Consider the following 18,251-nt stretch of genomic DNA (forward strand, 5'->3'; position numbering starts at 1 on the left):
ATGAGCGAAAAAGACGACGACAAGGTCCGCCTGGACAAATGGCTGTGGGCTGCCCGCTTTTACAAGACCCGCGCCCTGGCCAAGGCCGCAATAGAAGGTGGCAAGGTGCATCACCGCGGCGAGCGCTGCAAACCGGGCAAGGAACCCAAGGTGGGTGACGAGTTTGTGCTGCGCACGGGGTTCGACGAGCGCACGGTGCAGGTGCTGGCGCTTTCCACGGTGCGCCGTGGCGCGCCCGAGGCGCAGTTACTCTACCGCGAAACCGACGAGAGCATCGCCCGCCGCGAGCAGGCGGCGGCGATGCGCAAGGCCGGCGCCGTAGGCGTGCAGACCGATGGTCGGCCGAGCAAGAAGCAGAGGCGGCAGATTCAGCAGTTCAACGAGCAGCAGGGTGGCGGCTTGCGCCACCCCTGGGCGGACGAGGACTAGTGCGCAGCCCGCATGCAATCTTGCATGCAGGCCACCTCGATCAGCGCCCGCTGACGATGCTCAGCTGGCCCAGCAACGGCAGCTTGGCCAGGCGCGAGGTGATCGGCAGGGTGATTTTCTCCAGCCACTCGCTGGCGCGATAGCCCAGCGGCGTGTAGCAGCCCCAGGCCATGCCGGTCAGGCTCAGCAGCACGCCGCCGACGAAGGCATCCGAGCCCCAGTGCGCGCCGGCGACCAGGCGCGGCAGGATGCCGATCACGGCGATGGCCCAGACCAGCGCCAGGCGCCAGCCGCGGGCGAAGAAACTGAGGAAGAAGGCCCAGATCATCAGCACCGAGGCGTGGTCGCCCGGGAAGCTGCGGCTGGCGCTGTCCTTCAGGTCCCAGCGCTCTTCCCAGGCCGGGAACATCTCGGTCAGGCGGGCACTGCCTTCGACGGCCAGCGAGGCGCTCTGGCGTTGCCAGCCCATGTCCTCGACGAGGTCGGAAAACAGCACGCGGATCAGCAGCATCACGATCAGCATCACCAGGAAGGCGTAGAGTGCACGGCGTACCTGCGGGCCCTCGAATACCAGCCCGGCCTTGAGCATCACCGCCAGCATCACCACGCCGACGCCGGCATCGACCGGGCGCATGCTGCCGATGGCCCAGATGTGCGCCCACAGGCCGCCGGCATGCACCGGGTCGTTGAGCAGATGGAACAGCCACAGGTCGAACGCATCCCACAGTTGGCGTGTCGGCAGCCACAGCCAGCTGGCGAGCAGTACCAGGCTGACGACATGGCAGGCCAGCAGAGGCTTGATGCGCCACTGTGTATTGAGAAAGACGGTCGACATGAGAAGTCCCTTTGCAGAAATATGACAGCACTACCCGAGCGCGCGCATGGTAGACCCTTATGGGCAACATGCAATGTGACTCGATGCTCGGTTCAGGTCGGGTTCAGACCTTAATGGCCGCCTGGTAAATGTGACGCTCGGCTCTTTGTCCTTGGTTGTGCTGGCATTTGTGCATAAAATCGCCAGCCTTTTTTGCAGACCCTGAGCCAGCCGCTATGAACGACTTCAGCCAACGTTTCCTGTTCGACGACACCGACGTGCGTGGTGAGATGGTCGCGCTGCGCGAGAGTTACGCCCATGTGCTGGCCAAGCATGCCTATCCGCAGCCGGTGGCGCAGTTGCTCGGCGAGATGATGGCCGCCGCCGCGTTGTTGGTCGGCACCCTCAAGTTCGACGGCTTGCTGGTGCTGCAGGCACGCTCGGAAGGCCCTCTTTCGCTGCTTATGGTCGAGTGCTCCAGTGCACGTGATCTGCGCGGTATTGCCCGCTACGAAGCCGAGCAGATCGGTGCCGACGCCGACCTGCGCAGCCTGATGCCCAACGGTATGCTGGCGATCACCATCGATCCGACCAAGGGGCAGCGCTATCAGGGCATCGTCGATCTCGACGGCGTCGACCTGGCCGAGTGCCTGAGCAACTACTTCGCCAGCTCCGAACAACTGCCGACGCGTTTCTGGCTCAAGGCCGATGGCCAGCGCGCTCGCGGTCTGCTGCTGCAACAGTTGCCGGTGCATCACCAGACCGAGCCCGAGGAGCGTGCCGAGAGCTGGAACCATGTGCTGACCCTGGCCGATACCCTGACCGCTGAAGAGCTGTTGGGCCTGGACAATCCGACGCTGCTGCACCGTCTTTACCACGAAGACAACGTGCGCCTGTTCGACGAGCAGCCGTTGCAGTTCCGCTGCAACTGCTCGCGCGAGCGTTCCGCCAGTGCCCTGGTCAGCCTCGGGCAGGCCGATGCCGAGCTGCTGCTGGCCGAGCAGGGCGGGCAGATCGAGATCGATTGCCAGTTCTGCAACGAGCGCTATCTGTTCGATGCTGCGGATATTGCCCAGCTGTTCGCCGGTGCCGGTAGCGAGGCGCCGTCACAGACCCGGCATTGATGAACTTTTCCATCTTATAGAAGTTCTCTATCGGACCGGGAGCTGCCAAGCAGTTCGCTTTTCTGGCATACTCCCGCGACTTTTTTACCGTGTAGTTCAGTTGCCCATGGACTACACAACGTTCGGAAGACTCGGCCCAGCGGCCGACGGGGACCCACATGACGCAAGCCAACAACGCCGTTTACACCGACATCAGCGCCGCGCAACTGGTCGAAGAAGCCATTCGCCGTGGTGAAGGGGAACTGGCCGCCAATGGCGCTCTGGTCGTACGTACCGGCCATCGCACTGGCCGCTCGCCGGCTGACCGCTTCATCGTTCAGGAGCCGAGCACCGAGGCGCAGATCGCCTGGGGTGCCATCAACCGCCCGTTTCCGGCCGACAAGTTCGATGCCCTGTGGGATCGCGTCGAGGCCTTCAATAACGCCCAGGAGCATTTCGTCTCCTACGTTCACGTAGGTTCTGCCGAAGCGCACTACCTGCCGGTCAAGATGACCACCGCGACCGCCTGGCAGAACCTGTTCGGCCGTCAGCTGTTCATCAACCCCGAGACCTACAACCCGGGCGCCAAGGCCGAGTGGCAGATCCTCAACGTCGCCAACTTCGAGTGCGTACCTGAGCGTGACGGCACCAACTCCGACGGCTGCGTGATCATCAACTTCGCCGCCAAGAAAGTGCTGATCGCTGGCATGCGTTACGCCGGTGAAATGAAGAAGGCCATGTTCTCCGTGCAGAACTTCCTGCTGCCGGAAAAAGACGTGCTGCCGATGCACTGCGCCGCGAACATCGGCGAAGAAGGCGACGTCACCCTGTTCTTCGGTTTGTCCGGTACCGGCAAGACCACCCTGTCCGCCGACGAGAGCCGTTACCTGATCGGTGACGACGAGCACGGCTGGGGCGAGGGCGTGGTGTTCAACGTCGAAGGCGGCTGCTACGCCAAGTGCATCGACCTGTCCGAGAAGAACGAGCCGGTGATCTGGAAAGCCATCCAGTTCGGCACCGTGCTGGAAAACGTCGTCCTCGACGAGCAGCGCACCCCGGACTACGCCGACGACAGCCTGACCCAGAACAGCCGCGCCGCCTACCCGCTGGAGTACGTCGAGAAGCGCAGCGAGAAAAACCTCGGCGGCGAGCCGAATGCGGTGATCTTCCTCACCTGCGACCTGACCGGCGTACTGCCGCCGGTGTCGATCCTCAACAACGAGCAGGCGGCCTACCACTTCCTGTCCGGCTACACCGCGCTGGTCGGTTCCACCGAAATGGGTTCGGGCGGCGGCATCAAGTCGACCTTCTCCACCTGCTTCGGCGCGCCGTTCTTCCCGCGTCCGGCCGGCGTCTACGCCGAGCTGCTGATCAAGCGCATCAACGCCTTCGGCTCCAAGGTCTATCTGGTCAACACCGGCTGGACTGGCGGCGGCTACGGCGTCGGCAAGCGCTTCAACATCCCCACCACTCGTGGTGTGATCGCGGCGATTCAGAGCGGCGCGCTGATCGGTGCCGAGACCGAGCACCTGCCGATCATCAACCTGGATGTGCCGAAGTCGGTTCCGGGCGTCGAGACCAACCTGCTCAACCCGCGCAACACCTGGGCTGACAAGAATGCCTACGACGAAGCCGCCAAGGGCCTGGCCAAACTGTTCATCGACAACTTCACCAAGTTCGATGTCAGTGAAGCGATCAAGGAAGCGGGCCCGCAGCTGTAAGCTCGCGCCCGCTTCAGACAAGGCCGCCTTCGGGCGGCTTTGTCATTTATGGGCGTGGTGGCGTGTCCGAGGTAGGGTGCGCCGTGCGCACAGGTTCTCCACGGGATTCTGTCGGTGCGCATGACGCACCCTACGCAACCGCGTTATGGTCATGGGCCATTCAGCGGTCAATGGAGTGACAGCGCATGTCCACCCTCAAACGCGTTTTCGGTTTCGATAAGCTGCGTCCCGGCCAGGAAACGGTGATCAGCGCCGTGCTCGCCGGTCGCTCAGCGGCGGCGATCTTTCCCACCGGTTCGGGCAAGTCGCTGTGCTACCAGCTGCCCGCACTGCACCTGCCGCATCTGACCCTGGTGATTTCGCCGCTGCTGGCGCTGATGCAGGATCAACTGGCGTTCCTGCATGCTCACGGTATCGCCGCCGCCAGCATCGATTCGGCGCAAAGCCGCGAGCAGGCCATGGCGGTGATGAACCGCGCGCGCAGCGGCGAGCTGAAGATCCTGATGATTTCGGTGGAGCGCCTGAAGAACGAACGCTTTCGCAATTTCATTGCCCAGGTACCGATCTCCCTGCTGGTGGTCGACGAGGCGCACTGCATCTCCGAGTGGGGCCACAACTTTCGCCCCGACTACCTCAAGCTGCCCGACTATCAGCGCCAGTTCGGTATTGCCCAGGTGCTGCTGCTGACTGCCACGGCCACGCCGAAAGTGATCGTCGACATGCGCGAGAAATTCGCCATCGCCGAGGCGGATGTGGTCACCACCGGCTTCTACCGCTCCAATCTCAACCTGCTGGTCGAGCCGCTGCCCGCTGCGGCCAAGCAGCAGCGCCTGCAGCAATGGCTGGCGCCGCGCCGGGGACAGGCGAGCATCGTCTACGTCACCCAGCAGAAGACCGCCGAGCAGGTCGCCGAGCGCCTGCAAGGGCAGGGGCTGGCTGTCAGTGCCTATCACGCCGGCATGGGCCATGAGGCGCGTGAGGCGATTCAGCGCCGCTTCATGGCGGGTGAGCTGGAGTGCATCGTTGCCACTATCGCCTTCGGCATGGGCATCGACAAACGTGATATCCGCAACGTGGTGCACTACGACCTGCCCAAGTCGGTGGAAAACTACAGCCAGGAAATCGGCCGCGCCGGGCGCGATGGCCAGCCTTCGGACTGCCTGGTGCTGGCCAGTCGTGACGGCCTCTGCGTGCTGGAGAACTTCGTTTACGGTGATACACCGGAACTCAGCGGCATCCGCGCAGTGCTCGACGATCTGCGCGCAGCGGGCACGGATGGGCAATGGGAACTGATGCTCGGGCAGCTGGCGGATCTGAGCAATATCCGCGCGCTGCCGCTCAAGACCTTGCTGGTGCAACTCGAGCTGCGTGGGGTCATTGCCCCGCGTTACGCCTATTTCGCCGAATATCGCTTCAAGTTGCTCCTCGATGATCAGGCGCTGCTGGCGCGTTTCGAGGGCGAGCGGAGGCAGTTCGTCGAGGCGATTCTCGCCTGCTCACGTCGGGCGCGTACCTGGAACACCCTGGATTTCGACATGCTGTACCAGGAGCACGGCGCCGAACGCGCACGGGTGGTCAAGGCGCTGGATTATTTCCAGGAGAAGGGTTGGCTGGAGCTGGAGAGCAAACAGATGACCGAGGTCTACGCCGTGCTCGATGGCACCTTCGATCCCGAGGCACTGGCGGCGGACCTGCACGGGCATTTCCGCGCGCATGAGGCCAGCGAGATCGCCCGTATCCAGGCCATGCTGGGCTTGTTCGAGAGTCGCGAGTGCCTGAGCCGGCGCCTGGCGCTGTACTTCGGCGATGAGCAGGCGCCCGAGCGCTGTGGCCATTGTTCGGTGTGTCAGGGGCGTGTCGCGACGCTGCCAGCGCCGCCAGCGTTACCGCCGCTGGCGGGGCGTGATGGGCAGGCGTTGTGCGCGGCTTTCGTCGAGAAGCACCAGCAGCACACTGGCCAGCGCCCGAGCGTGGAAAGCCTGACGCGTTTTCTCTGTGGCGTGACCACGCCGCTGTTCACCAAGCTCAAGGCGCGTCAGCTGGCCGGTTTCGCTGCGCTGGAGGATTATCCCTACGGCGAAGTGCGCGACTGGCTGGCTGTGTAGGGGGCGGATAAGGATTGGTGCGCGCAGCGCACCCTACGGGCAGTAGCGCCTATCGCGTAGGGTGCGCCGCGCGCACCGATGATCATGCGTGTGCCGTCCGATGCGCGCAGCATGTACGACCCCGCGACACGGATCAGCGGCTGTTTTGCCCTTCGGCCAGGGTCCAGTCCACCAGCTCGCGGGACAGGCGGTCGCCGGCCTGGCCGAAGGCGGCCACCACGGCGGTGATCGAGGTGTCGCTGGCCGCCTGGCTGACAGTGAAACGGCGGCTGGCAAGGATGCGTTGGTCGCGAGGATTGACCAGGCGCACGTCGAGCTGAATGATTGCTTCCGGGCGGCCGTCACGGTACTGGCTGTGGAAGCTGCGCAGATCGCTGACCAGTTCCAGGTCAGCCTGCAAACGTTGTTCTTCATTGCTCAGCGCTTTTATCCGGCCGTCCTCGTGGAAGGCATCGAGCAGGCGGTTGCGCAGCAGTTGCGGGGTGCGTTCGCTCCAGCGCGCGCCCTGATAGGTATTGACCCGGCCAGGCTCCGGCAGCACCACGATACGTGTGCCATCGAGTAACTGGCCGCTGCTCGGGCTGCTGACCCGCAGTGACCAGTCGACCGGCTGCGCTTGTGCCGGTAGCGTCGCGCCGGGCAGCAGGTAGATATCCAGCGGCTCGCTCTGCGGCAGGATCGAGCAGGCGCTGAGCAGGCCGGCGATCAGCAACGGAAACAGACGCTTCATGGTTGGAACTCCTTGATGCTGTCGTTACGCAGCAGGTAGCCGGTCGGGTCCTGCTCCAGGCGACGAGAGAAGCCGCGCAGGGCGCTGAGGGTGTCGTGCAACTCGCCGATTGCCGGGCCGAGTTCGCTGAGGCCCTGCATGCCGTTATCCAGTGCATCGCGGTTGTTCGCCAGCAGCTCCTCGATATTGCGGCTGCTGCGTTCCAGCGAGGCCATCAGGCGTTCGGCGTTCTGCATGACCTGTGTGCCCTGGCCGTCGAGCAGACGGTTGGCGGTGTGCATCAGTGCTGTGGCTTCGCGGGTGGCGGCGCCCACCTGTTGCAAGGCCGCGGTGAGGTCTTCGCGTTGGCTGGCGAGCCCGGCGGTGGTCTGTTCGATATTCTCCAGGGTGCGTGAGACGCGCTCGGCGTTCTCCCGTGAGAGCATGCGGTTGGCACGGTTGAGCAGGCGGGTAATGTTGACCAGCAGATCCTCGCTGTTAGCCATCAGCCGCGACAGTGGCGAGCGGTCGGCGATGATGATGCCGGGGGCGTCGCTCTTGCTCTCCAGTGCCGGGCTTTCCGGCGTGCCGCCGTGCAGCTGGATCACCGCCAGGCCGGTGATGCCGGTGATCGCCAGACGCGCGCGGGTGTCCTGTTTGATCGGTGTCTGGCCGACGATACGGATGCGCGCACGTACGGTGCGCGGATCGTCCGGGTCGAGCCCCAGGCTGATCACGTCGCCCACCTTGATACCGCTGTACTGGACGGCGCTGCCCTGCGACAGGCCGGTGACCGCCTCATTGAAGATCACCTCGTAGTCGGTAAAGGCACGATCAGCCCCGGCCTTGTTCAGCCAAAGACCGAACAGCAGGGCGGCGCCCACTGCGATCACGGTGAACAGGCCGATCAGAACGTGATGGGCTCTGGGTTCCATTCATTGACTCCCTGCCGCCGTTGCGGCCTGTGCGGCTGCGCGTCCGCGCGGGCCGTGAAAATACTCCTGAATCCAGGCGTCGTCAGTGGCAGCCACCACCTCCAGGCGGTCGGCTACCAGCACCTTCTTCTGGGCCAGCACGGCAACCCGGTCGCAGATGCTGTAGAGCGTGTCGAGGTCATGGGTCACCAGAAATACGCTCAGCCCCAGGCTGTCGCTGAGGGTGCGGATCAACTGGTCGAAGGCCGCCGCACCAATCGGATCGAGGCCTGCAGTGGGCTCGTCGAGGAACAGGATGTCCGGATCAAGCGCCAGCGCGCGGGCCAGGGCTGCACGTTTGACCATGCCGCCGGACAGCGAACTGGGGTATTTGTCGGCGGCGTCCTGCGGCAGGCCGGCCAGCGCGATCTTGACCCGTGCCAGGCGTTCGGCGGCGGCACGCGACAGGCCGGCGTGTTCGATCAGCGGCAGGGCAATGTTCTCGCTGACGGTCAGCGAGGAGAACAGCGCGCCACGTTGGTAGAGCACACCGAAGCGTCGCTCCAGCTGCGAGCGCTTTTCCGCTGGCAGACTCAGCAATTGTTCACCGAACACCCGTACGGTGCCGGCGTTGGGCTGACGCAGGCCGACGATGCTGCGCAGCAGCACCGACTTGCCGGTGCCGGAGCCACCGACCACGCCGAGGATCTCGCCGCGATACAGATCGAAGTCCAGATGTTCGTGCACCACCTGGCTGCCAAAGCGATTGCACAGGTCGCGAACCTCAATGACGCTGTCGCGGCTCACCAGCCCATCTCCATCAGAAACAAGGCAGCCAGCGCATCGAGCAGGATCACCACGAAGATCGACTGCACCACTGCCGATGTGGTGTGTTCGCCCACCGATTGCGCGCTGCCGCTGACCTTGAAGCCTTCCAGGCAGCCGATCAGGGCGATCAGGAAGGCAAATAGGGGGGCCTTGCACAGGCCGACCAGGAAGTGCCGCATCAGGTCGCTGTCCTGCAGGATCGACAGGTACATCGGTGTGGGGATGTCCAGCGCCAGGACGCACACCACTGCGCCGCCGAGCAGGCCGCTGAGCATGGCGATGAAGGTGAGGATCGGCAGGGCGATGAGCATGGCGAACAGGCGCGGCAGCACCAGCAGCTCGATGGGGTTCAGCCCCAGCGTGCGGATGGCGTCGATTTCCTCGTTGGCCTTCATCGAGCCGATCTGCGCGGTGAAGGCGCTGGCCGTGCGACCTGCCATGAGGATCGCGGTAAGCAATACGCCGAACTCGCGCAGGAAGGAGTAGGCGACCAGGTTGACGGTGTAGATGCTGGCGCCGAAGTCGGCCAGTACCGTGGCGCCGAGAAAGGCCACGACCGCACCGACCAGGAAAGTCAGCAGGGCAACGATGGGGACGGCGTTGAGGCCGCACTGTTCCAGGTGGGCGGCCAGGGAGGTCAGGCGCCAGCGGTGCGGGCGTACGAAGATGCTCAGCATGCCACTCAGGGCCAGGCCCATGAAACCGAGCAGAGCCCGGCCCTGGTGCCACATGCCTTCGACCACCTCACCGATGTGCCCAAGCACTTCGCGCACGACCGATGGTTCGGCGTGGGGTGGCGCCTGCCTGCTGTCCGCCATGGCATTGGCAACGGCCAGCAGCAGGTCACGGCGCTCATTGCTCAGCGCGCTCTGCTGGGTCAGTTGGCGCAGGCGCTCGCAGCCGAGCAGGTCGACCAGCAGCGCGGCGCCGGCGGTATCCAGTGCTGCGAGTTCGCCGAGATCGACCGACTCCTGTCCCTGCAGCTGCTCGCGCAGGGTCAGAACCTGCGGTTCCAGTTGGCTGTAGTGGGCCAGCGTCCAGTCGCCACCGATCCGCAGGTTCGTGGCGGCGTCCGTGCTGCTGGTCCTAAGCGGGGTCAGGTAAGGCGTGGTCATCGCGACAGCTTAGCGCCGCTCATGGGCGTCAGGCCAGTGCTGACGAATGCTGCGCTGCGACATACCAATCAAACAGCGGTGAACTATGGTGAATGCTTACCGATGCCTGTCTGCTCACAAGTGAGGGCCATGTCCGTGGAGCATCTGGATGTTCTGATCATTGGCGCCGGCCTTTCCGGTATCGGTGCAGCCTGTCACCTCCGGCGTCTTTGTGCGGACAAGAGCTTCGCCATTCTCGAAGGGCGCGGAGCCATGGGGGGCACCTGGGATCTGTTTCGTTATCCGGGCATTCGCTCCGACTCGGACATGTACACCCTCGGCTACAACTTCAAGCCCTGGAGCGAGCCGAAGGCCATTGCCGACGGCCCGTCGATTCGCCGCTACATCGAAGAGACCGCCCGTGAGCACCAGCTCGACGGGCTGATCCGTTATCGGCACAAGGTGCTCGAAGCGAACTGGTGCAGTGCCAGTGCCACCTGGCAACTGCTGGTACAGCGTGGCGATGAGGGCGAGCCGCTGCGCATGAGTTGCCAGTTCCTGATGATGTGCACCGGTTACTACCGCTACGAGGCCGGGTACACGCCGGACTTCGCCGGGCGCGAAGATTATCAGGGCACATTCATTCATCCGCAGGCCTGGCCGGAGGGCTTCGACTGCAGTGGCAAGCGCGTACTGGTGATCGGCAGTGGCGCTACCGCCGTGACCCTGGTGCCGGCATTGGCCGAGCGTGCGGCGCAGGTCACCATGCTGCAGCGCTCCCCCAGTTACGTGATCAACCTGCCTTCGCGCGATGCGTTGTCCAATGCCCTGCGCCGGGTACTGCCGGAAAACTGGGTGTACCGCCTGGCGCGCGGACGCAATGTGGCGCTGCAACTGCTGTTCTACAGGCTGGCCAAGCGCTTTCCCGGCATGGTGCGGCGTGTGCTGCTGAGTCAGGTGCGACGTCAGCTGGGCAACGTCGATATGCGCCACTTCAGTCCCACCTACAAACCCTGGGATCAGCGTGTGTGCGCAGTGCCGGATGGCGACCTGCTGCGGGTGTTGCGTGAAGGCAAGGCGCAAGTGGTGACCGCCGAGATCGAGCGTCTCAGCCCACGGGGCGTACGCCTGAAGAACGGTGAAGAACTCAACGCCGACGTGATCGTCAGTGCGACCGGCCTGCAGTTGCAGATTTTCGGCGGCATAGCCGTGAGTATCGAAGGTGTGCCCTTCGAGGCGCCGAAGAGCATGGGCTATCGCGGCATCATGCTGCGCGATCTGCCCAACCTGGCAGTGGTGATGGGTTACACCAACGCCAGCTGGACGCTCAAGGCCGACCTTTCCAGCGAGTATTTCTGCCGACTGATCCGCCATATGGATGCCATTGGCATGCGTCAGGTGACGCCCTGCGACAGCGATGGAAAGGTACGTGCACAGCCGTTTCTCGACTTGCAGTCGGGTTATATCGAACGTGCTTCGCACCTGCTGCCGGTACAAGGGGATCGGGTGCCATGGAAGCTGCACCAGAATTACCTGCTGGATCTGCTGCAACTGCGTTACGGCAAGCTGGCGGACGACTACCTGATCTTTTCCAGTGCGCGGGGAAGAGCGGAAGCCCTTGCCACAGAGCCTTGATGTGATTTGTCTATAGCGAATGTCCTACAAAAAGTTGCACAATCGCGCCGCTTCTTATTCTGGCGATGAGCCACTACTATTTTGCGATCTGTGTCACGGATGAGCCAGAGGGTGTCAGGCACCCATTCAATGAGAGGTCGGCCATGAAGGAACAGCGCCATTTGCCCGCACTGCGTGCGCATATCGAGCAATTGCTGAGCAAGGGTTGGATCATTGCCAGCCGCACGCCTTTGACCCTGCAAAATGGGCGGCGTTGTTATCTGGTTTCCCACGGCATGCTCATCAGCGAGTCTGCTTCGCACGTCGCCTGATCGCTTTTTCCCGACCGCTGCGCCGCTATCCCTTCTTGGCGCAGCGGCGTTTTTGGTTACCGGATATTGCGTAGCCAATTGCCTCCTCAACGGCCCCTGAATCCCGTCATGTGCGGGCTGTGAGCATTCTCCGGTCGCCTCGTCACGGCGGCTGCTTGGCTTCGTCTCGATGTAACGTCTTGGTCTGAGCGCGGTCAGTGCCTATAACGAACCGGTCACCGTTAGAGGAACCACGCCATGCCCAGCCGTCGTCGATTCCTTCACGGCAGCGCCAGTCTTGCTGCGCTCGCCGCCCTGATGCCCTGGTTGCCGTCATCCGCCTTTGCCTCCGGCACTTTGCTGAGTCGGGCCATTCCCAGTACGGGTGAGCTGCTGCCGGTGATCGGTCTGGGTACCTCGCGTACACACGATGTGGCGATGACCGATGAGGCGCTACAGCCCCTGCGCGAGGTGCTGCAGGCGCTGGTCAATGGTGGCGCCAGTCTGGTGGATACCGCGCCCAGTTACGGTCGAGCCGAGGCCGTGTGTGGCGCCTTGGCCGCGGAAGACGACATGCGCAAGAAACTGTTCCTGGCTAGCAAGGTGTCCTCCTCCGGGCGCGCAGCCGGTGAGCGCCAGGTCGAGGCCAGTTTCGCGGCATTGCGTACCGACACCATCGATCTGATGCAGGTACACAACCTGCAGGACACCAGCACCCAACTCGCGCTGCTGCGTGAACTGAAGGAGCAGGGCCGGGTGCGCTACATAGGTGTGACCCATTATCTGGATTCCGCCCATGAGCGCCTGCTCGAGGTGCTGCGCCAGGAGCCGGTGGATTTCGTCCAGTTCAACTATTCCATCGGCGAGCGCAATGCCGAGCGTGAGTTGTTGCCGTTCTGTGCCGACAAGGGCATCGCCGTGTTGATTAACCGTCCTTTCCAGCGCGCCGCGCTGTTCGACCGGGTGCGTGGCAAGAGCCTGCCTGACTGGGTGGCGGTAGAGCTGGGCGCCACCTCCTGGGCGCAACTGATGCTCAAGTTTATCCTCGCCAACCCGGCGGTAACGGCGGTGATTCCGGCGACCTCCACGCCGCGTTACATGGCCGACAACATCATGGCCGGGCAGGGCAAACTGCCTGACGCTGCGCAGCGTCAACGCATCATCGAGCTGTTCGCCTGAGATGCAGGCGCTCATGCAGCGCCTGGCGCGGGCGATCAATGCCGAAAGCGCGGAGCTGCATGCGGTACTGGCTGGCTTCGCCCTGTTCTTCTGCCTGTTCGCCGGTTACTTCATGCTGCGGCCGATCCGCGAGGCGATGGGCATCACCGGCGGAGTGAGCAACCTGCAATGGCTGTTCACCGCCACCTTCGTCGTCATGTTGCTGGCCGTGCCGCTGTTCGCCTGGCTCAACTCGAAAGTCCCGCGCATTCATTTCATCGACTGGGTGTATGGCTTCTTCTGCCTCAACCTGCTCGTTTTCGTTCTGCTATTTCGCGTCGAACACGACAGCGTCTGGCTGGCGCGGGTGTTCTACGTGTGGATTTCGGTCTACAACCTGTTCGTCGTTTCGGTGGCCTGGAGCCTGATGGCCGATGTCTTCGACGGCGCTCAGGCGCGCCGGCTATTTGCGTTCATCGCGGCCGGTGCCAGTGTTGGCGGGTTGTGCGGGCCGCTGCTGAGTGCTGCTCTGATCGCTGTGGTCGGCGAGTCCGGACTGATGCTGATGGCCGCCGTGCTGCTCGCTGCGGCGATGGCGCTCAAGCGCTATCTGATGAGCTGGCGCGAACGCCAGGGAGCTGGACGGCCGGGCGCGGTACCGAGCGAGAACCCGCGCAGGCCGGTGCCGGGCAATCCCTTCAGTGGCCTGACGCGCATGTTGGGCTCGCGCTACCTGCTGGGTATCGGCGCGTTCATTCTGCTGCTGACCTCGGTCAGTACCTTTCTCTACTTCGAGCAGGCGCGATTGGTCGCTGAGCTGTTTCCGGATCGCGACGGGCAGGTCAGGGTGTTCGGGGTGATCGATTTCATCGTGCAGGCTGGCGCGCTGACGGCTCAGCTGTTCATTACCGGCCGCGTGGCGCAGAAGCTGGGGGTACGGGTACTGCTGTCCGCCGTGCCGGTGCTGGTCTGCCTGGGCTTCATCGGTCTGGCCCTGGCGCCGACCTTCGCCATGCTTGCGGGGCTGATGATCGTGCGACGTATCGGCGAGTACGCCTTCGTCCGACCGGGGCGCGAGATGCTCTTCGCCCCGTTGGACGCCGAGAGCAAGTACAAGACGAAGAACTTCATCGATACCGTGGTTTACCGCGGTGGTGATGCCCTCAGTGGCTGGGCCAAGGCCGGCCTGGACATGCTCGGTCATGGCGCCTGGCTGGTGGCTGTGGTCGGTGCGTTCTGCGCTGCCCTGTGGGGGGCACTCGGCTGGTATCTGGGTGGTCGCGCCGACAGGCAGGCCGACACCTAGTACGACGTCGCTGCACGGTCATTCCGCTACCGCGATGATTTCCTCTATCAGCCATTGCAGCGCCGCGTCGCGCTGACGTTGCGCCAGGCTCACCACTTCCAGATGAAAGGGCCCGAGGGTGAAGGGCAGGTCGAACAGTTGCAGCGGCAGCAGCCTGGCGAAATGGCGGGCCAGGGCAGTGGGCAGCACCGCTGTCAGCTCGCTGCCCGCGACGATGTGCGCTGCCTGCAGGTAGTTGGGCGTGGTGTAGAGAATCTGCCGCGACAGGCCCTGCTCCCCCAGCCACTGGTCGACCATGCCTCGGGTCTGTCCGCCATGTACCCACAGATGGCGCAAGCGCAGGAAGGTGGTCAGGTCTGGCTGTCCCTGCAGCAGCGGATGATCGCTGCGTGCCGCCAGCTTGAGCGTTTCGCTCATCCAGTGGCGGCGGGCGAAGCGTGCGGGAATCTCATCGAAGCGGCCCAGTACCAGATCCAGTTCGCCCTTCTCCAGCGCCTCCATCGGCAGGCTGGGGCTGAGGTGGCGAATGTCGATGCCGATGCCGGGGGCGTGGCGGCTGAGGCGGTCGAGCAGACGCGGCATGCACACCAGTTCGACATAGTCGGTGACGGCGATGCGAAAGCGCTGGCGACTTTCGCTGGGGTCGAAGGCCTCGCCGGCATTCAGGCTCTGCTCCAGTTGATGCAGCGCGCTGCGGATCGGTGCTTCCAGGGCCAGCGCCCTGGGTGTGGGTTGCATACGCCGGCCCACGCGCACCAGCAACGGGTCGTCGAGCAATTCGCGCAGGCGATTAAGAGCATTGCTCACGGCCGGCTGGCTCAGTGCCAGGCGCTCGGCTGCCCGCGAGACGTTCTGCTCGCGCAGCAGGGCGTCGAGCACGCGCAGCAGGTTGAGGTCGAAGTTGATGAAATTCATCTGCTGAATACGTCGTATCACAAGACTAAATTTCAAAAATAGTAGCGGCTTGCTTATCGTCACCCAAGCTTTTGCGCGTTTTTCGAGAGGACTAACAATGAACAACATCGTCTCGCCGCTTCGCTGTGCTGCCGTGATCGGTGCCGGCACCATGGGCCGCGGCATCGTCATCAGCCTGGCCAATGCCGGCCTGCGCGTGCTGTGGCTGGATAACAATCCGCAGATGGTCGAGGCCGGCCTGCAGATGGCCGAGCAAACCTGGGCACATAACGTTGCCAAGGGGCGTATCGATACCGCGGAGGCGTCGGCGCGGCGTGCACGTATCGAGGCGGTGGACAGCTACGCTGCCCTGGCCGATACCGATCTGGTGATCGAGGCGGTGTACGAGAACCTCGAGCTCAAGCAGCAGATCTTCCGTGAGTTGGACGCGGTGATGAAGCCCGGCGCCATTCTCGCCAGCAACACCTCGGCGCTGGATATCGATGCCATCGCAGACGTCACCTCACGGCCAGAGGCGGTGCTCGGCCTGCATTTCTTCAGCCCGGCGCACATCATGAAACTGCTCGAGATCGTGCGGGGCGCCAAGACCACGCCAGCCGTGCTGGACGCTGCTCAAGAGCTGGGCGCGCGCATGGGCAAGGTGGCGGTGGTGGCCGGTAACTGCCACGGTTTCATTGGCAATCGCATGCTGCACACCTATGTGCGCGAGGCGCGCATGCTGCTGCTCGAGGGGGCATGGCCGCACCAGGTAGACGCCGCGTTGCAGGGCTTTGGCTTCGCCATGGGCCCGTTTCGCATGTACGACGTGGTCGGTATCGACCTGGAGTGGCGTGCCCGCGAGCTGTCCGGACAAGGGCAGGACGACCCGGTGGTCCAGGTGGATAACCGTCTGTGTGAACTGGGGCGCTTCGGCCAGAAGAGCGGTAAAGGCTATTACACCTATGCGCCTGGCAGTCGTCAGGCCGAGCACGACCCAGCGGTCGACGGCCTGGTACAGATGCAGTCGGAGCGTCTGGGTTTCGTCCGGCGCGATATCGGTGCCGAGGAAATCGTCGAGCGCTGCCTGCTGGCTCTGGTCAATGAGGGGGCCAAGATTCTCGAGGAGAACATCGCCGCCAACAGTCGGGATATCGATCTGGTGTACCTCAACGGCTACGGTTTTCCCGCCGAGCGTGGGGGCCCGATGAGCTGGGCCGACGGCGAAGGTGTCGCGGCCATTCGCCAACGCCTGCTGGCGTTGACCGAGCGCTTTGGCGCCCACTGGCAGCCCGCGGCGCTGATCGAGCGTCTGTTTGCCGAGAACAAGCGTTTCAGTGATGTACAGGAGGGCCGGGTATGAGCTATCAGGCGCCATTGCGCGACATGCGCTTCGTGCTGCACGAACTGTTCGATGCCGCCGCTCACTGTGAACGCCTGGGCAATGCCCTGGATCGTGAGCTGATCGACGGCGTGCTGGAAGAAGCCGCTGCTTTCGCAGCGGGTGAAATCGCTCCACTCAATCGCAACAGCGATGAAGAGGGGTGCCACCTGGAGAACGGCCAGGTCACTACGCCCAAGGGCTTCGCCGAGGCATACCGGCAGTATGTAGACAACGGTTGGGCGAGCATGACCGGGCCGGTGGAATATGGTGGCCAGGGATTCCCGCAACTGGTGGCCTTCGCCTTCCACGAGATGCTGATGGGCGCCTCGCTGTCCTTCCGCGTTTACTCCGGGTTGACCGAGGGCGCGGTACTGGCACTGTACAAACACGGCAGCGAAGCGCTGAAGCAGCAGTACCTGGAGAAGCTGGTCAGCGGTCAGTGGACCGGCACCATGTGTCTGACCGAGCCGCAGGCTGGCACCGACCTGGCATTGCTGCGCACGCGTGCCGAACCGCAGGCCGATGGCAGCTACCGGGTGACCGGCAACAAGATCTTCATCAGCGGCGGCGAGCAGGATCTGTCAGAGAACATCGTCCACCTGGTGCTGGCGCGTCTGCCGGATGCGCCTGCCGGAGTGAAGGGCATCAGCCTGTTGCTGGTGCCGAAGTTCGTCGCTGCGGCAGACGGCACGCCGGGTGAGCGTAACGCCCTGAGTTGTGGCGCCATCGAGCACAAGATGGGGATCAAGGGTGCGTCCACCTGCGTGATGAATTTCGATGGCGCCACGGCTTGGCTGGTGGGCGAGGCCAACCAGGGCCTGGCCTGCATGTTCACCATGATGAACGATGCGCGCTTTCAGGTCGGCCTGCAGGGGCTGGGGATCGGCGAGTCGGCTTTCCAGGGAGCACTGTGCTACGCCCGTGAGCGTTTGCAGTCACGTGGCCTGGCTGGCGTACAGGCGCCGGACAAGGCGGCCGACCCGATCATCGTTCATCCTGATGTGCGGCGCATGCTGCTTACCCAAAAGACGCTGGTCGAAGGCAGTCGCATGCTCGCTGCCTACACGGCACGTCAGTTGGATCTGGAGCATGGCGCCGACACAGCGGAAAACCGCAAGGCGGCTGGCAAGCGCGCGGCCCTGCTGATTCCCATCGTCAAGGCGTTCTTCACCGATATGGGGCAGGAGGTGGCCAGTCATGCCGTACAGGTCTACGGCGGTCACGGTTTCATCCGCGAGTGGGGCATGGAGCAACTGATGCGCGATAGCCGCATCACCCAGCTCTACGAAGGCACCAATGGCATCCAGGCACTGGACTACATTCGTCGCAAGCTGCTGGGCGATGGCGGCGCCGAATTGACCGCGCTGCAGGCGGAGTTCAGCGCGCTGTGTGAAGAGCAGATTTCGCGTCCGGCGCTGGCACAGATAGCCGGCGTGGTGCAGGCGCGTCTGGATGAATGGCGCGAGCTGAGCGCGGAGGTGCTTGCCGCCTGTCAGCGCGACCCGCAGGAGATCGGTGCCACCTCGGTAGACTTTCTCCAGTACTCGGCCTACGTGCTGCTCGCCGGCCTTTGGTTGCTGGCTGCGGCACGGGCGCAGGATGCGCTGGAGGCGGGCGGCAGCGAGGCGGCGTTCTACCAGGCCAAGCTGCACAGTACCGAGTTCTATCTGCGGCGTGTGCTGCCGCGCGCCAGCGCTCACCGTGAAGCCCTTTTGGGTGGCGCGCAGTGCCTGATGGTCATGGGCGAGGGCAGTTTCGCCTTTTAGCGCAGATGTCCGTAGGCGCCGGCTTGCCGGCAAGCCGGCTCCTACGGGCGTAGCCCGGATGCAATCCGGGAAAATTTGCATGACCGGCCGCGGATTTCATCCGC

General features: G+C 63.9%; 16 protein-coding genes. 10 read left to right on the forward strand and 6 right to left on the reverse strand.

Features of this window, described 5'->3' with window-relative positions; translation table 11 throughout:
• Entirely contained in the window at positions 1 to 429 is a 429-nt protein-coding gene (locus ACJRW5_RS00145) for an RNA-binding S4 domain-containing protein (RefSeq protein WP_484568518.1), read from the forward strand.
• Positions 430 to 469: 40 nt separating this feature from the next.
• Here ACJRW5_RS00145 and ACJRW5_RS00150 read toward each other — a convergent pair whose 3' ends face one another.
• Positions 470 to 1,264 carry a phosphatase PAP2 family protein gene (locus tag ACJRW5_RS00150; protein ID WP_484568519.1) on the reverse strand — a complete coding sequence of 265 codons (795 nt, stop codon included), beginning with the start codon at positions 1,262 to 1,264 and terminating at the stop codon, positions 470 to 472.
• A 215-nt stretch (positions 1,265 to 1,479) separates the two neighbouring features.
• On the opposite strand from ACJRW5_RS00150, the gene hslO reads away from it, so the two are divergent.
• The 3 genes from hslO (at position 1,480) to ACJRW5_RS00165 (ending at position 6,172) form a co-directional block, all read left to right on the forward strand.
• Positions 1,480 to 2,367: an Hsp33 family molecular chaperone HslO gene (gene hslO, locus ACJRW5_RS00155; protein WP_484568520.1), complete on the forward strand. Its 888-nt coding sequence runs from the start codon at positions 1,480 to 1,482 to the stop codon at positions 2,365 to 2,367.
• Positions 2,368 to 2,525: 158 nt separating this feature from the next.
• Positions 2,526 to 4,067: a phosphoenolpyruvate carboxykinase gene (locus ACJRW5_RS00160; protein ID WP_484568521.1), complete on the forward strand. Its 1,542-nt coding sequence runs from the start codon at positions 2,526 to 2,528 to the stop codon at positions 4,065 to 4,067.
• 185 nt (positions 4,068 to 4,252) lie between these two features.
• Positions 4,253 to 6,172 (forward strand): RecQ family ATP-dependent DNA helicase, encoded by a 1,920-nt coding sequence (locus ACJRW5_RS00165; protein WP_484568522.1) that lies wholly within the window; start codon positions 4,253 to 4,255, stop codon positions 6,170 to 6,172.
• Positions 6,173 to 6,305: 133 nt separating this feature from the next.
• Here the strand turns inward: ACJRW5_RS00165 and ACJRW5_RS00170 are convergent, their stop codons facing one another.
• The 4 genes from ACJRW5_RS00170 to ACJRW5_RS00185 are packed head-to-tail and all read right to left on the reverse strand — an operon-like array spanning position 6,306 to position 9,738.
• Entirely contained in the window at positions 6,306 to 6,902 is a 597-nt protein-coding gene (locus tag ACJRW5_RS00170) for an ABC-type transport auxiliary lipoprotein family protein (protein ID WP_484568523.1), read from the reverse strand.
• Positions 6,899 to 7,816 carry an MlaD family protein gene (locus ACJRW5_RS00175; protein ID WP_484568524.1) on the reverse strand — a complete coding sequence of 306 codons (918 nt, stop codon included), beginning with the start codon at positions 7,814 to 7,816 and terminating at the stop codon, positions 6,899 to 6,901. Before ACJRW5_RS00175 ends, ACJRW5_RS00170 begins: the two co-directional genes overlap by 4 nt.
• Entirely contained in the window at positions 7,817 to 8,602 is a 786-nt protein-coding gene (locus tag ACJRW5_RS00180; protein WP_484568525.1) for an ABC transporter ATP-binding protein, read from the reverse strand.
• Positions 8,599 to 9,738 (reverse strand): MlaE family ABC transporter permease, encoded by a 1,140-nt coding sequence (locus ACJRW5_RS00185; protein WP_484568526.1) that lies wholly within the window; start codon positions 9,736 to 9,738, stop codon positions 8,599 to 8,601. Before ACJRW5_RS00185 ends, ACJRW5_RS00180 begins: the two co-directional genes overlap by 4 nt.
• Positions 9,739 to 9,867: 129 nt before the next feature.
• Between ACJRW5_RS00185 and ACJRW5_RS00190 the strand changes: the two genes are divergently transcribed.
• From ACJRW5_RS00190 to ACJRW5_RS00205, 4 genes are all read left to right on the forward strand, one after another.
• Positions 9,868 to 11,352, forward strand: a complete 1,485-nt coding sequence (locus ACJRW5_RS00190) for a flavin-containing monooxygenase (protein ID WP_484568527.1) — start codon at positions 9,868 to 9,870, stop codon at positions 11,350 to 11,352.
• A 143-nt stretch (positions 11,353 to 11,495) separates the two neighbouring features.
• Positions 11,496 to 11,663 carry a hypothetical protein gene (locus ACJRW5_RS00195; protein ID WP_484568528.1) on the forward strand — a complete coding sequence of 56 codons (168 nt, stop codon included), beginning with the start codon at positions 11,496 to 11,498 and terminating at the stop codon, positions 11,661 to 11,663.
• 237 nt (positions 11,664 to 11,900) lie between these two features.
• Positions 11,901 to 12,821 (forward strand): aldo/keto reductase, encoded by a 921-nt coding sequence (locus ACJRW5_RS00200; protein ID WP_484568529.1) that lies wholly within the window; start codon positions 11,901 to 11,903, stop codon positions 12,819 to 12,821.
• 1 nt (position 12,822) lies between these two features.
• On the forward strand, positions 12,823 to 14,106 hold the full coding sequence (locus ACJRW5_RS00205; protein WP_484568530.1) for an NTP/NDP exchange transporter: 1,284 nt from the start codon (positions 12,823 to 12,825) through the stop codon (positions 14,104 to 14,106).
• Between the two features lie 18 nt (positions 14,107 to 14,124).
• Here ACJRW5_RS00205 and ACJRW5_RS00210 read toward each other — a convergent pair whose 3' ends face one another.
• Positions 14,125 to 15,021 carry a LysR family transcriptional regulator gene (locus ACJRW5_RS00210; RefSeq protein ID WP_484568531.1) on the reverse strand — a complete coding sequence of 299 codons (897 nt, stop codon included), beginning with the start codon at positions 15,019 to 15,021 and terminating at the stop codon, positions 14,125 to 14,127.
• A gap of 97 nt (positions 15,022 to 15,118) precedes the next feature.
• On the opposite strand from ACJRW5_RS00210, the gene ACJRW5_RS00215 reads away from it, so the two are divergent.
• Entirely contained in the window at positions 15,119 to 16,360 is a 1,242-nt protein-coding gene (locus ACJRW5_RS00215) for a 3-hydroxyacyl-CoA dehydrogenase (protein WP_484568532.1), read from the forward strand.
• The gene (locus ACJRW5_RS00220; RefSeq protein ID WP_484568533.1) at positions 16,357 to 18,147 is read left to right on the forward strand and encodes an acyl-CoA dehydrogenase C-terminal domain-containing protein; all 1,791 of its coding nucleotides are present in this window, start codon (positions 16,357 to 16,359) and stop codon (positions 18,145 to 18,147) included. Before ACJRW5_RS00215 ends, ACJRW5_RS00220 begins: the two co-directional genes overlap by 4 nt.
• Positions 18,148 to 18,251 lie beyond the last annotated feature (104 nt).

This window comes from Pseudomonas pichavaramensis (assembly GCF_050473265.1).
Lineage (GTDB): Bacteria > Pseudomonadota > Gammaproteobacteria > Pseudomonadales > Pseudomonadaceae > Aquipseudomonas.